The following is a 14,333-nucleotide window of genomic DNA, read 5'->3' on the forward strand; positions in this document are numbered from 1 at the left end:
TGATAATACGCTATTCGCCAAAGGCATTTTTCAGCCATTGGATGTCGTTGCCGGTGAAAGCTACCACATCGAAACGGCAATCTACAGTATCAAAACTCCCATTCTGTCGGGAGAGCCACAGACGAGCGGCTTTGAGAAGACGTTGTTGCTTTTGCGGCGTGACGCTGGCGGCAGCATCGCCGTAGCGGTCGCTGCGCCGATAACGCACTTCGACGAACACGATAACCGTACCGTCGCGCATGATAAGGTCGATTTCGCCGCCGCGCTCGCGGGCGTTGGCGGCGATAAAACGCAGTCCATGCTGTTCTAACCACCGACGCGCCTGGTTTTCCCAGGCATCGCCGGTTTGTTTACTTAGTTGGCTGCGATAATTTGTCCTTGTTGGTACTTGAGCCATGATAACTTCCTGTTAATCACGCAGTCCGGCGTGGCCGTCAGATCGCCCGTGTTGCCATTCAGCTCGTATCCCGGGCTCTGGCGCATTTGCGAGAAATGATTCGCCAGCGACCAGGCATCGGCACCCATCGCGTACAGCCGCGCCAGCGAGTAGTCGTTACGTACGGCGGAGAGCGCCTGCTGCATCAGCGCCGGGTTGCTGCCGGCCAGCATCGGAATTTCGCTATATTGCAGACCTTCCATCTCCAGACGGAAATCCGGACCGGAGGTGCCCTGCGCGCTGCGGGAGCTGGCGTACAGGGTGACGTTGCTCTGGCTGCCGTTACGCATCGCGATAAGCGGTTTGATATAGCCAATTTGTTCCGGCGTGGCGACGATATAGGCGGCATCGATGCTGCCGCCGCTGCTCACCGGAACGTCGCTTGGGCTGCCGAGCGAGCTATCCGTCGATGACGGCAGCGTCGAGACCGGGCTGCCGGTCAGCGAGAGCCCGCCGCCGTTGACGCCGGATTTCAGCTCCGCCGTTGAACCCAGGCGCTGTTGCAGTACCGTGCCGCCGCCCTGCTTCAGCCACTCGTCGGCGAAGGCGCTGACCACGCGATCGCCGAGTGCGCCGCGCGGCACTAACAGCAGTGGCGTTTGTTTGCCCTGATTGTGAATATGACGCGCCGCATCGCGGGCTTCATCTTCCGGAGATAGTGCGAAGTAGCACAGGTTAGGGCGGTTCTCGACTTTACCCGGCTGGTTTAGCGCCAGCACGTTCAGCGACGTGTTGCTCTTCATCACGTCTTCGACATTTTCTTTCAGCAGCGGGCCGACCACGATAGTCGCGCCATCCTGCTGTACTTGCGCCAGCAGCTGGCTCATCGGCTGGCTGGTGGTATCGTATACTTTCAGTTCCGCAGTGGGATTAGCCGCGCTGGCGACAACCGGTTGAGGCTGGGCGGCAGGCGCGTTAACCGGCTGCGTCGCTGGCGCTACGTCAGCCTGCTGCGGCGCAGCAACTGGCGCTGGCGCGGATGGTGTCGCGGCGGGCTTAGCCGCAGGTGCGGTTTGAGTTTCCGCTGGTGCCTGTACCGGCGCGGCTTGGCTGCCAGTTGCGGTGAGATCGCCGACTTCCGCCTGAGACGGGCTTACGACGTCATTATTCCCGGCAACATTTGCCGCCTGCGCGACCTGCGCCGGCACCGCGCTGCCCTGGACCGGCGACGCGCCGTTTTTCGCCGCTTCAAAGCCCTGTTGGATGGTGCGGCCGAAAATCGCCGCCTGGCCATTTAGCGGCAGCAGCAGAGCGATTTTATTGGTTGAGACGGGTTTGTAATTCTGCATATTCGCCAGCGCCGTTGGCAGCATCTGCGCTCCCGGGTTCTGCGGGTAGCGGGTTTGCCAGTCTTTGATGCCCGCTTTCAGCATCGCAGGATCGTTGCGGTTATCGAACCACATCCGTTGCAGATCCAGCCAGCCCTGTAGGACGTTTTCGTCGGCATTGATCACCAGCGCGCTTGCCTGCTGCGGGCTCATCGCGGTCAGCGCTTTCCAGGTGGCGTCGATATTTTGCTGTTTCTGCTTCGGTTGGCTCAGCAGCGGTTGCTGGGCAATCAGCGCACGCAGCAGCGTCAGGGAAGGCTGCCCCTGGTTGGCGTCAATTTGCGCCTGCCAGTAACGCGGCTGCTGGTTTTTCTCAAAACTCAGCGGATCGAGCTTGCTCAGGAGTTCCTGAGCGCCTTTGTTATCGCCCTGCGCCAGTTTGACTTCAACCGCCAACAGCGACTGTTCACGGGCTTGCGTGCTGTTCAGGTTTGACGGTAGCTGGTTAAACAGGTCGATGGCTTGTTGTTTCTTACCTTCTTGCAGCAGTGCACGAATGGCGAGTAATTGCCAGTTGGTCTTGCTATCATTCGTGCTTTGCTGCATCTGCTGTAAGTAGAAACTGGAGTCTGCCTGCGACGTACCCTGCATAAACGCCGTACTTTGATCCTGCGTGTGGGTGCCGCAACCAGCAAAGAGAAGAGTCGCCAGCAATACGGGCAGGCAGCGCGCGGGCTTAGAACGAAGAAATGTTGACGGTACCATATGTATCCAGTGATATTTTTTTGGCTCAATGCTCAATATTAATTCGGCAATACGGACGAGACAATGAAACAACACGAATCAGCGGATAATTCTCAAGGGCAGCTGTATATTGTGCCCACTCCGATAGGGAATCTGTCTGATATCACGCAGCGCGCACTGGAAGTGTTGCAAGCTGTTGATTTAATTGCTGCGGAGGATACCCGCCACACCGGTTTGCTGCTGCAACATTTTGCGATTAACGCCCGATTATTTGCGCTTCACGACCATAACGAGCAGCAAAAAGCGGAAACACTTCTGGCGAAATTGAAAGAAGGGCAAAACATCGCGCTGGTGTCTGATGCCGGCACGCCTCTGATTAACGACCCTGGTTATCATCTGGTACGTACTTGCCGCGAAGCGAATATCCGCGTCGTGCCGCTGCCGGGTCCTTGCGCGGCCATCGCCGCCCTGAGCGCGGCGGGTCTGCCTTCCGATCGTTTCTGTTATGAAGGCTTCCTGCCAGCAAAATCCAAAGGCCGTCGCGATACCCTGAAGGCGCTGGAAGAAGAGCCGCGCACCATCATTTTTTATGAGTCGACGCACCGCCTGCTGGAAAGTCTGGAAGATATTTGCGCGGTTCTGGGCGAATCCCGTTATGTCGTGCTGGCGCGTGAGCTGACCAAAACCTGGGAATCCATTCACGGCGCGCCGATTGGCGAGCTGGTGGCGTGGGTGAAGGAAGACGAAAACCGCCGCAAAGGCGAGATGGTGCTGATCGTCGAAGGATTTAAGCCGCAGGAAGAAGCGCTACCGGCGGCCGCGCTACGGACCCTGGCGCTACTGCAGGCGGATCTGCCGTTGAAGAAAGCCGCCGCGCTGGCCGCCGAGATCCACGGTGTGAAAAAGAACGCGCTGTATAAATACGCGCTGGAGCAGCAGGGGGAGTAAGGGATGAGCCGTTACCAACCGCCGTTTAGCATCACACCCGCTATTCTCAACCTTGTCGTTGAGATTGGGGAATTGCCTGGGCATTGGTTAGCGAAACTTTGTCTGTCGAACCGACGCTTACTGAAAAGGCTCTGGCTCAGAAAATCGGTGTTTCTTCTCGAACCGTTGAACGGTATCTGAAGATATTGCAGCAAAAGGGAAGGTTACAGCGAACCGGCGCAAGGAAAGGGGGGGCTGGCGGGTTCTTTAGCTTCGCCAGCCACCGAAGTGAAATACGCACCAGAGACGGTGGTAGCGCCTTTCCACTACATGAAGAAAGGCGGTTCAGCATTGTTATACCGTTGGATAAATTGAATTATCCAACAGGCAGTTTACTTTGCTATGTAGCCACAGGAACGAGGCAGGGATGGACGTTGAGACCGTTTGCGTAAGGTACTGCCTGGTGGCCTCCTTTTTTCCTTCTCCTGCAATGAGTAACAGGATTTCTTTGGCATTCAGGATGTCTTTCAGGCCCAGCGTGATCCCTTGTTCAACGGGATGTCCGGCTGTTTTTAACATGTCATGTTGGCGCGTTTGCTCATCAAGGTCGCTGATATGACAAAATGGTTCTAGCGTTTCTCCTGGCTCGTTTAGCCCGAGATGGCCGTTTTTCCCCAGCCCCAGGACACATAAATCAATGCCGCCCTTGCTGGCGATCAGGTCGGTGACGCGCTCGCACTCCTTCTTATCGATATTTTCCGATCTAAAGCCGATAAGTTGCTCTTCCTGTAAGCCCAGCGGTTGGACAATGTGCTGCTGCAAGAAGGACTCGCACGTTCCCGGCGTTTGCAATGGAATACCCACCCACTCATCGAGCTTCACAAATGTCACCTGACTGATATCCATCTGACGCTGGCGTATTTTGTCGACAAAATAGCGGTAGGTGAGTAACGGCGTACTTCCTGTAGCCAGGCAGATTACAGCATCAGGTTTGTTCTGTATGAAGGTGACCAGATACTCGCTGGCGCGATCGCTTAACGTGTTGTAGTTGTGGCATGGGTGTACATTTTGCATTTGTAGCTAATTCCTTTAAAAGGGGCATTGCTGTCATGCCCCTGGGTCCGTTTAAAGAATACCGAGTGCGGATGAGACAATTGAAAGGATAAACGTCACGCCGATGAGCAGTACCGGATGTGCTTTTTTCACGCGCAGGAGGTAATACATCAGCAGCGTGTAGCCCATAGGTAAGATATTCGGGAAGACTTTATCGAAGAAGTCCTGTTGGAGTGCAACGCTGTGCGTACTGTCGATGGCAAATGAGGTCACGACGTTAATGTGCACATAGGACGCGATAAGCCCACCAATGACGGTAATACCGAGGATCGTCGCCGACCGGGCAATCATCTGCGAGTTTTCCCTCACCTTATCAATAGCTTTGACACCGACCGAGTAGCCGATATGCGTCCAGCCGACGCGCAGGAAAAAAATCATCAAGTAGACGGCGAAAAACAGAATAGGCCCCAGTACATTCCCCTGACTGGCGAAAGATGAGCAGATCCCCGCCATGATCGGCAGTAAGGTGAACCAGAATATTGCATCGCCGATCCCTGCGATTGGCCCAAACAAAGCCACTTTTAAGCCCTTAATGGTGTCCCGGTTTTCTCCTTTTTCTTCCATTGAGATCAACAACCCCATCAGGAATCCGACAAGGTTTGGGTGGGTGTTGATAAATTCCAGGTGATCTTTCATGGCCGCACTCAGGCCAGCTTTGTCATCCTTATAGATTTTTTTCAGAACCGGGAGCATGGCCCATGTGAATCCGCCTGCCTGCATCCTTTCATAGTTAAAACTGGCCTGAAGGAGCGATGAGCGAAAACCCAGGCGAGTAATGTCCTTTTTACTGATTTCAGATCCCATTGCTGTAATCCTCTTCATCATTCTTGCTTACGGCAGGTTGTGATTGCGCCTGCTGCTTAGCTTTCGCATTGAAAAATTCATACACGGCGAAACCTGCACCGAGTACGGCTACCGGGAGAAGGTTGTTGACCTGGATATAACAAACAAACAGGAAACCGGCGATCAGATAAGGAATGTATTGCGCTTTAAACATGACGCGCAGCAATAAGCCGAAACCGACTGCCGGGAGAATACCGCCCGCCACTTCGAATCCGTGGGTTAACCAGGCTGGCATTGATTTAACCAGCGCCTGCATCGCACCTTGCGCCAGATAGGTACAGAGAAAGGCGATAATTGCGTAGGAGAAAGCGACAATGAGTATCGTCAACCAGTTCAGGCGGGCAAAGGCGCTTGTGTTTGCCTCTTTTGCCGATTGATCGGCTTTCGCCATAAAGAGTGAGAAGGCAGAGTAAAAGAACAAAATGACGTATTGCATCAGCAGGCTGAACGGCAAACCGAGGCCGATGGCGGTTTTGGCATCTACGCCGGTAGACCAGGCAATAACCGTGGTCATTAACCCCGCCATAATCGGGTTCGGGGGCTGCACGCCGCCTGCGGGGGTTAGGCCAGCAAACGCCAGTTCAGTCAGACCACCGGTAATCAAACCGATGTGAATGTCGCCGAGAATTGCGCCGGTTAACGTACAAACGATAATCGGTCGGAATAAAAACAGTGCTTCCAGCCAAAAATCGATTCCCAGAATGAAGACTAGCGCAGCCAGGGATATCCCCTGAATAAGGGTTATTTCATGCATTTAAATCACCTCAAATAAATAAGTCCATTTATCATGAAGGAATGAGCTCGTTTTTATGCAGGGATCTGTTCTTTTTGATCTCCGGGAACATCCTGGATAAAAATATTAACACCACTTTGCTTGATAAATTGCAAGTCATTGAGATCCTGTTCGTTGACATAAACTTTACTGCTAATCTGCTTTTTGCCTTCCGAGAAATGCATATTTCCAACGTTGACGTCTTTTAACGCAATACCGCCTTCTATGAGTTTTCTGACCGTTTGCGGTGTGCGACAGATGAGAAATATTTTCTGATGTGGCGCAGCTTTACCGATAACGTTAATGGTTTTTTCTATAGAAAAGAACCTGATACCAAATCCGTAGGTCTCAGCGGTGATTCCCATCAGCTTCTGCTGAATATCATCTTTGGCGACGTCATCATCAACAACCACCAGCAGATTAGCGCCAATAGTTGATGTCCAGGTAACGCCAACCTGGCCGTGGACTAATCGGTTATCGATACGGGTTAATAAAATATTTGGACCGCTCATATTTAAAACCTCACCATAAATAAATTAAATGAATATTTTACAATGTATTATTTATACGAAACCGGTTACTATGGTATTACTTAGCGAAACCTACCAAATAAAATACTATTTGTGTAATTTATTAACCATACTAAGCGTTACCTGATGTTTTCCCAGTAACGCTTTGAAATAAAAACACTAAGAAATAACTTTTACAATCATTATTGTTCAACGGAAAATATTCTGTTTGCTGAACCGCAAACATCTATTTTACTTCGAACCACCTCTTTCATTGCGTCCATCCCAACGCGCATGTAGTAACGCGGGTCGTTACCTTGTGGGTTTTCGGCGAACCACGCTTTGACCGCATCAGCAAAGGCAATTTTCAGTTCGGTGGCGACATTGACCTTACACACGCCCAGCGTAATGGTGCGACGTACATATTCGTCAGGTACATCGCTTGCGCCGTGCAGTACCAGCGGTACATCAACAACTTCGCGAATTTCCGCCAAACGCTGGAAATCGATTTTAGGCGTTTTGGTATAGAGTCCGTGCGCGGTACCGATCGCAACGGCAAGGCTGTCGACGCCGGTCAATTCAACAAAGCGTTTGGCTTCCTGAGCATCGGTCAGAAATGCGCTTTCCGCATCCACGCTCATGTCATCTTCTACTCCGCCCAGGCGCCCCAGTTCAGCCTCGACGCTGCAATCCTTAGCATGGCAAAAATCGACAACCGACTTCACCAGCTTCACGTTCTCATCAAACGGGAAGTGGCTGCCGTCAATCATTGCGCTACGCACGCCAGCGTTTACTTTATGGCTAATATCTTCCAAAGATTCATGGTGATCGAGATGTAGCGCCAGCGGCATATCGTAGGTGGTGGAGTAGGCATTGCACAGCGCGTAGATCTCTTCCAGTGCAATATGCTTAAAGGTGCCCGGCGTACCGGCGAGGATCACCGGCGATTGCATTTCGCTGCACACTTCCAGGATTGCCTGGATCGTTTCGGCGTTATGGATGTTAAAAGCAGGGACCGCATAGCCTTTAGCTTGAGCGTCCAGCAACAGATACTTAGTAGAAATAATGCTCATGATACGATCCTCTTAAGCCTGCCAGGGGTGAATAACGACGCCTTGCACCACGCGATTAACGGTACCACTGACTGACGGACTGTCCGGCGTATTGCCGACATTAATGGACTGCGTGAGAGCAAACACCTGAGCGTACATCAGGAAGCAAAAGGCCAGTTCCATGTCGATGAACGGACGAGCAGAAGGCAGCAGGATATGCGGGCCAGCTTCAATAACTGCGTCTGTTTCTGCGGCAATGGCGACGACGCGCATGGCCTGCTTGTCACGACGCAGTTCAGCTAGCAGGTCGAGGTCGTACTGACGAGTGTAAGGATGGCTGGAGACATACACGACGATCAGCGTTTCGTTATTCACCAGTGATTTTGGACCGTGGCGGAAGCCGGTAGGGGAGTCATAAAACGCCGCCAGCTTACCTGCCGTCAGTTCCAGAACTTTCAACGCAGATTCACGCGCTGCGCCCTGTAATCCGCCGCTACCGAGGTAAACAATCCGCTTCCAGGGGTCATTGCCAAATACGCCGTGACTAAAATCGCCAAATGAAGTCAGGATCGTTTGGCAGCGATTGGCGACGTCGCGGAAGGTTTGGCTATTGATCGCTTCCGGCGCAAATACAGCGAGACAGCTGGCCATCATGGTGGTGATGCTGCTGGTCATCGCAAAACCGCGATCGTGCGTCTCTGCTGGCATCAGTAGGGCAAAAGCATTATCGCTCTTCACCGCATTTTGATACAGGCTGCCCGCTTCGTTGCAGGTGATTGAGAGATGGTAGCACTCGGGCACAAACTGATTTGCCAGCTCAACGGCGGCAACGCTCTCCGGGCTGTTGCCGGAACGGGCGAAAGAGACCATCAGCAGCGGATGTGCCGGATTCAGATAATCCACAGGATTGGTAACAAGATCGGTGGTGGGGACGGCGCTGATATTTGTCCCGGTGTAGCTGGAAAGCCACGGCGCGATGATATCGCCGATAAACGCCGAGGTTCCGGCCCCGGTCAGTACGATCCGCAGATCTTTTTTACATAACAGCGGTGTGAGAAAGTCGTCAATTGCCGAACGGATGCTATCAATGTTGTTAAGCGAGCGGATCCAGCAGGCTGGTTGCTGGCGGATCTCTTCTTCTGTCCAGGTTCCGGTTGTCGCGGGAGAAGGGGTATGTGTTTCTGACATAACTCAGTCCTTAGTCTTGTGAATTCCACATCAGACGCTGGCAAAATGTCGCTATCTTTCGTTTCGTTTCACTTAATCGTGTATTCGGTTTATTAAAATTTATATGAAAGATATTGAAAGTTCAATGATGCGAAATGAAATAAAACGAAATTTGTGATCGCATTAGCACAGACCCTTGTTATCTTATTGATCATTCAATGAATAGATTTAATGCAGGCAGGATCAGGGTTTTATGAAGCGAAAGGAAAAGAAAGGCCTTGCGATCGGAGACCGCAGGCCAATATGAGGCAAAATGAAAGGGTTAAAGGGGGAAAGACTGACCCTGAATCCAGATTTGTTGTAAATGCAGGCGCTCATCAAGAGCGATAATGTTGGCGCGTTTACCCGCTTTTAGCGATCCCACCTGGTGATCGATGCCCAACAGACGAGCTGGATGCAACGAAGCCATATGAATGGCCTCTACTGCGGCGATCCCTGTAAACGAGACCATATTGCGAACCGCCGCATCCACTGACAGTGTACTTCCCGCCAGGCTGCCGGAAGCGGTTCGAACGATACCATCATGCATTTCGACGTTTTCGCCGCATAGCGTATAGCTCCCGTCGGGCATACCGGCGGCCTGCATCGCATCGGTGATTAGTACTAGCCGATCTTTTGCGCAGCAGCAGCACAGTTTCATGGCTGCCGGATGAACGTGGTGCCCGTCAGCGATAAGTTCGAGCCATGCTCGTGGGTCAGTTAACCCTGTGCCGACCATACCTGGTTCCCGGTGATGTAAACCGGTCATGCCGTTATAGCAGTGCACTAATCCGTCTGCGCCTGCATCAAAGGCGGTGTGAGTTTGCTCCCAGGTGGCCGCGCTATGGCCCAACATCACCCGCACATTTTGTTGCTTCAGGTGGCGAATCGCCTGTAAAGCGCCGAATTTTTCCGGCGCCAGCGCGACTACGCGTAAGGTTTGCCGGGAAATAGCAATCAGCTCATCCAGTTCGCGAAGCTCCAGCTCGCGGAACAGCTCCGGCGGATGCGCTCCCTTATTCTGCGGCGTGAAGTACGGCCCTTCCAGATAGCTTCCCAACACCTGTGCACCAGGCCCGCCGGAATGGCAGCGTTGGGCTATGCGTTCCAGCGCGCCGTGAATCTGTTTCAGTGGCGCGGTAACGGTGGTGGGTAGCCAACTGGCTACCCCTTCACGTGCTTTATATATCGCCAGTTTGTCGAGCGCATCCGGAGTGTCATCCATGACATCGACACCCGCGCCACCGTGCACGTGGATGTCGATATATGCCGGACAAAGTAGTTCTGCGTCACGCTGCGCGATACCCGTGGGAATTGGCTCTAACGCAGTGATGACGCCCTCTTCAATGTGTAATTGATGATCGTCAAGCCAGCCAGATTCTGTAAGAAGACGTCTGGCGCGCAGAATTTGCGTCATATCCCTTCCTCAACGGGCTTTTCCTCGCGGCACTGTTCCAGTTCATCAACCAGGCTGGTTAACCCACGGTGCCCGCACTCCAGCGCCTGTAAACGAAAAGTTTTGCTGTCTAACCCTTCACGATCCATTACCATTTCCAGCAGCAGCTGCAAATTCGTGCCGGTGATGACTTCCCACCCGGTGTATTGCAACGCCATCGTTGAGGCGACGCGAAACGGCGTACCACCCAGAAGGTCGGTCAGAAAAACGATATTTTCCTGATGACCTAGTTCGTCAATAGCCTGCTCAAACTGCGAGGTGAGCAACGCGGTGGTCGAGGTCTCCGGAAAATCGATGGCAATGAACCGCGACTGCTCGCCAAGGATTTGCTTCATGGCTTTTTCCATTCCACTGGCAAATCCGCCGTGGCCCGTCAAAATAATACCTATCATCTACAGCCCCTTGTATTTACAGGAAGTGACAGAACTTACCTACGACACCGAGTACTACGGTGATGCCGATAAGGCGTAGCGGACTCCAGCCGCGACGCACCAGCCAGTACATGGTCAGGGTATAGACCAGTGGCAAAAATGCAGGCATCAGCTTATCGATAACATCCGCCTGAAGTTTCACCACCGCATCGCCTGCGTTAATTTCCAGCGTGGTGCTAAGGCGTACATAAGTGGCAACCAGCGCGCCAATCACCGTCATACCGACGATAGATGCCGCATGCCCAACCTTTTTGGTATTGGCTTTGATCAGCGGAATGGCCGCGACCCCCATGCGATAAGCATAATGCGCCAGACCAAAACGCAGACCGAGATGCACGACGTTGAAGAACACGATGAAAACCACCGCGCCAAGAATCGAACCTTGAAGTGCCAGACTGGCTCCAATACCGCCACAAATGGGCAACAATGTCAGCCAGAACATCGCATCGCCAATCCCGCCAAGCGGTGCGCCCACGGCAATTTTGGTGCTCTGAATGCTGTTTACATCCTGCTTAGAGCGCTCCATCGCAAGAATAATGCCGATAACGAAGGTCACCAGAAACGGATGGGTGTTGAAGAAGCCCATATGACCCTTCATGGCGCGCGCCAGGTCACGTTTGTTGGTGTGGATTTTTTTCAATGCGGGTAGTAAACCGTACAGCCAGCCGGAAGCCTGCATACGTTCGTAGTTAAAGGAAGCTTGTAGCAGCATTGAACGCCAGGCCACGCGGTTAATATCTTTTTTCGTCAGCTCCGCACCGATTTTTTGGTCTTCATAGACGTTCTCATTGGTGCCGGAAAGGAGCGTCTCTTCGGTATCGGAGACGTTCGGTAGCGTCGTTTGATTAGATGCCATCTTCGAATTCCTCTTTCTGTGCTTCTGGGGCAGTAGGCTCGGGGGATTTACGTAGAAAATCGATCAGTGCCATGGCCAGCGCAGCGGCGGCGATCGCCAGCACCGGGAGTTTAAGCCAGGCGGCGGCCACGAAACCGAGGATGAAATAGGGGATATACACGTTTTTCATCATGATTTTCAGCAGTACTGCGAACCCAATGGCAGGCATAATGCCGCCAGCGACGCCCAGGCCGTCGATCAAACGCGTTGGCAGAACGTCAATTGCCGTTTTTGCATGTTCTGCGCCAAAGTAAATAGGCAAGAAGGCGCATAAGAAGTAGAACGTCCCAAGCGCCAGCAGCGCCAGATAGTTCACCCGCTCAATCCCTGCGGTATCGGCGTTTGAGGCCATACGATCGCAACGCGCCATAACCCCCGACATGATAGAGAACAGGAAAGTAATCCCCATTTGCACCGCAACAGCAAACGGCACGGCGACGCCGACGGCAACTTCAGGCTTCACGCCAGTGGTAATGGCGAAGGTTGTCCCGACGATGGTACCGATAATCACGTTCGGCGGCTGAGCGCCAGCCAGCGGTGCCAGGCCCATCCACACCAGTTCCAAAGTACCGCCGGTCAAAATACCGGTATGCAGATCGCCCAGAATCAGGCCAACCAGCGGCCCAAGCACCACCGGGCGGTGCATATGCGTTAAGCCGTTGAACATATCCAGGCCTGCAATAAAGGCGAGAATACCCAACGCAAAAGCCTGCAACAGACTGATTTCCATTATGAATCCCTCAAAGTAGTTTAAAGAGATCCAACGCGGGTTCTGTCGGAACGCCCTGAACGAAGCATTCCACGCCGGCAGCTTTCAGGCCGTTGAACGCAGCAATATCATGAGCGTCGACAGAAACCGTTTTGGCAACTTGTTGTTTGCCATTGGCGTAGTGCATATTTCCCACGTTGATACGCGTGACGGGAACGCCACCTTCAACCAGCCTGAGAAAATCTGCGGGTGAGCGGCAGACCAGCAAAATTTTCTGCCGGTCGGCGGCGCGGTGAATGTTGTCGATGACTTTTTGCAGTGACCAGAAGCGCACGGCAATTCCTTCTGCCAATACCATTTCCATCAGGTTCTGCTGGACGGAATCTTCAGCCACTTCATCGTTGGCGACCAGCACCAGATTGGCTCCCGCAAATCCGACCCATTGCACGCCAACCTGACCGTGGATTAACCGTTCGTCGATACGACATAACACAATATTTGGCATAGCGTTTTCCTCTTCGTTGTTATCCGTTTTGGGATGTAACGCCCAGGCAGGCGGTGTGGTACTGCTGCAGTATGTCCTGAATGTGGTTGATGATGAGTTCTCGCGGTGTTGCGTTGAGATCTCCCTCGCGCACTTTTACGTACTGCAAAGGTAAATACTGGCTGATCAGTGGTAGTGGGATAGGGTCGTCAGCCAGGTTACGCACCAGACGTTCGAAAGCATCGTCAATCTGGCTGTCCGGCCAATAGTAACGAACCCGATCAGAGTAGCTATAGCCGCGGGCCAGGCGACGCGCGTTGCCGTCTCCATGGTAATGACTCTGCCAGTATTCCGGGCGATCGAGCATTACCGTTTCGAGTACCTGACGGAGTCCGGAACAGGCTTTTGCAGGCAGTAATTCTTCTTCGATTGCGGCGAGGGAAAATAGTGCTTCGCGCAGAGCGAAGGTCAGGGCTGGGCCAACTTTCAGGATCGCAAAGTGGTCTTTCACCAACAGGTGCAGAGAGTGCGGGGTCTGATAATCCGTCGAATGTGCTTCAAATACCAGCGTGTCATACGCTTCTACCATCTTGCTTAACGAGACGGCTTTCTGCGGCTGATAATCGATGATGTGCGTGTGGTCAAATTCCACGCCGGGTTGGACAACAAGAGCAATGATGCGCGGCCAGATAGCGTCCAGACCCTGTTTTTCAAATGCATGGTGATGAGCTTCTAGCGTGGCACGTGCCGCTTCTGGCGTAGTGACCTCCAGCTCGGTTAACGTTTCATGAGCACCGCCGGGAACCGGAACTTCGGTACCAATAACGTAGACAAGATCCGATTCGCCAAAGTGCTCAACGCAGGTTAACTCGGCAACCTTTGCCAGACGTGCAGCACGTTCAGCAACGATGACATCCGTCAACGGAACGGGGTCGCCCTGGCAGGACATACTGCAATCAAGATGGATCTTTTTAAATCCGGCTGCCACATAACTTTTAATGAGATCGTCGGCATTACCCATCGCCTGTTTTGCTGGCAGGTTTTGCCAGCGGTTAGGGCCAAGGTGATCCCCACCCAGAATCAACTGATCCTGGGGAAAATGAAGTGAGTCAGCTAGTTGGTGGACAAAGTTATGGAAATCCGCTGGTGTCATACCCGTGTAGCCGCCGAACTGATCAACCTGATTGGAGGTTGCTTCTATCAGCAATGGTGTGCCGTTGGCGTGGGCGTAACGTATTGCGGATTCCAGTACCAGTGGGTGAGCGGAACAAACGGCATAAATCCCGTTGGCCTTCCCCAGTTTATGCTGTTCCACTATTTTAGTCAGATGTTTCACTTTCCTCTCCAGGTCAGATAACTACAGCATTGATCTTTCGTTTTGTTTCAATCAATACTGCATTATGGTCATTAGAAAATAAAACGAAAGATAATGGTTTTCCGATCTGTTTCACAAAAGAAACGTAATGAAAGGTTTCAGCGGTGATATAG

General features: G+C 52.7%; 15 protein-coding genes. 1 reads left to right on the top strand and 14 read right to left on the bottom strand.

What is annotated here, in order from left to right; translation table 11 throughout:
* Nucleotides 1–10 precede the first annotated feature (10 nt).
* Nucleotides 11–397 carry a YraN family protein gene (locus PYR66_02745; GenBank protein ID WEF28674.1) on the bottom strand — a complete coding sequence of 129 codons (387 nt, stop codon included), beginning with the start codon at nt 395–397 and terminating at the stop codon, nt 11–13.
* Nucleotides 355–2,469, bottom strand: coding sequence for a penicillin-binding protein activator (locus tag PYR66_02750; protein ID WEF28675.1), 2,115 nt, complete (start codon nt 2,467–2,469; stop codon nt 355–357). The genes PYR66_02745 and PYR66_02750 overlap by 43 nt, the downstream gene beginning before the upstream one ends.
* A gap of 63 nt (nt 2,470–2,532) precedes the next feature.
* On the opposite strand from PYR66_02750, the gene rsmI reads away from it, so the two are divergent.
* Nucleotides 2,533–3,396: a 16S rRNA (cytidine(1402)-2'-O)-methyltransferase gene (rsmI, locus tag PYR66_02755; GenBank protein ID WEF28676.1), complete on the top strand. Its 864-nt coding sequence runs from the start codon at nt 2,533–2,535 to the stop codon at nt 3,394–3,396.
* 333 nt (nt 3,397–3,729) lie between these two features.
* Here rsmI and PYR66_02760 read toward each other — a convergent pair whose 3' ends face one another.
* From PYR66_02760 to kbaZ, 12 genes are all read right to left on the bottom strand, one after another.
* A complete protein-coding gene (locus PYR66_02760) occupies nt 3,730–4,449 on the bottom strand; it encodes a galactosamine-6-phosphate isomerase (protein WEF28677.1) in 720 nt (239 codons plus the stop codon).
* A gap of 51 nt (nt 4,450–4,500) precedes the next feature.
* Entirely contained in the window at nt 4,501–5,292 is a 792-nt protein-coding gene (agaD, locus tag PYR66_02765; protein WEF28678.1) for a PTS galactosamine transporter subunit IID, read from the bottom strand.
* Nucleotides 5,282–6,085, bottom strand: a complete 804-nt coding sequence (gene agaC, locus PYR66_02770; protein ID WEF28679.1) for a PTS galactosamine transporter subunit IIC — start codon at nt 6,083–6,085, stop codon at nt 5,282–5,284. Before agaC ends, agaD begins: the two co-directional genes overlap by 11 nt.
* 53 nt (nt 6,086–6,138) lie before the next feature.
* Nucleotides 6,139–6,615: a PTS galactosamine transporter subunit IIB gene (agaB, locus tag PYR66_02775; protein ID WEF28680.1), complete on the bottom strand. Its 477-nt coding sequence runs from the start codon at nt 6,613–6,615 to the stop codon at nt 6,139–6,141.
* 200 nt (nt 6,616–6,815) lie between these two features.
* Nucleotides 6,816–7,685, bottom strand: coding sequence for a tagatose-bisphosphate aldolase subunit KbaY (kbaY, locus tag PYR66_02780; protein WEF28681.1), 870 nt, complete (start codon nt 7,683–7,685; stop codon nt 6,816–6,818).
* A 12-nt stretch (nt 7,686–7,697) separates the two neighbouring features.
* The gene (locus tag PYR66_02785) at nt 7,698–8,852 is read right to left on the bottom strand and encodes an SIS domain-containing protein (protein WEF28682.1); all 1,155 of its coding nucleotides are present in this window, start codon (nt 8,850–8,852) and stop codon (nt 7,698–7,700) included.
* A gap of 301 nt (nt 8,853–9,153) precedes the next feature.
* Nucleotides 9,154–10,287, bottom strand: coding sequence for an N-acetylglucosamine-6-phosphate deacetylase (gene nagA, locus PYR66_02790; GenBank protein ID WEF28683.1), 1,134 nt, complete (start codon nt 10,285–10,287; stop codon nt 9,154–9,156).
* Nucleotides 10,284–10,718, bottom strand: coding sequence for a PTS galactosamine/N-acetylgalactosamine transporter subunit IIA (gene agaF / locus PYR66_02795; GenBank protein WEF28684.1), 435 nt, complete (start codon nt 10,716–10,718; stop codon nt 10,284–10,286). Before agaF ends, nagA begins: the two co-directional genes overlap by 4 nt.
* A 16-nt stretch (nt 10,719–10,734) precedes the next feature.
* Nucleotides 10,735–11,613 carry a PTS N-acetylgalactosamine transporter subunit IID gene (gene agaE, locus PYR66_02800; protein WEF28685.1) on the bottom strand — a complete coding sequence of 293 codons (879 nt, stop codon included), beginning with the start codon at nt 11,611–11,613 and terminating at the stop codon, nt 10,735–10,737.
* Nucleotides 11,603–12,382 (bottom strand): PTS N-acetylgalactosamine transporter subunit IIC, encoded by a 780-nt coding sequence (gene agaW, locus PYR66_02805; GenBank protein WEF28686.1) that lies wholly within the window; start codon nt 12,380–12,382, stop codon nt 11,603–11,605. The genes agaE and agaW overlap by 11 nt, the downstream gene beginning before the upstream one ends.
* A gap of 10 nt (nt 12,383–12,392) precedes the next feature.
* A complete protein-coding gene (gene agaV / locus PYR66_02810) occupies nt 12,393–12,866 on the bottom strand; it encodes a PTS N-acetylgalactosamine transporter subunit IIB (protein WEF28687.1) in 474 nt (157 codons plus the stop codon).
* Between the two features lie 19 nt (nt 12,867–12,885).
* Nucleotides 12,886–14,163 carry a tagatose-bisphosphate aldolase subunit KbaZ gene (kbaZ, locus tag PYR66_02815; protein WEF30343.1) on the bottom strand — a complete coding sequence of 426 codons (1,278 nt, stop codon included), beginning with the start codon at nt 14,161–14,163 and terminating at the stop codon, nt 12,886–12,888.
* Nucleotides 14,164–14,333: the final 170 nt, after the last annotated feature.

Origin of the sequence: Klebsiella aerogenes (assembly GCA_029027985.1) — a bacterium.
Classification (GTDB): domain Bacteria; phylum Pseudomonadota; class Gammaproteobacteria; order Enterobacterales; family Enterobacteriaceae; genus Klebsiella; species Klebsiella aerogenes_A.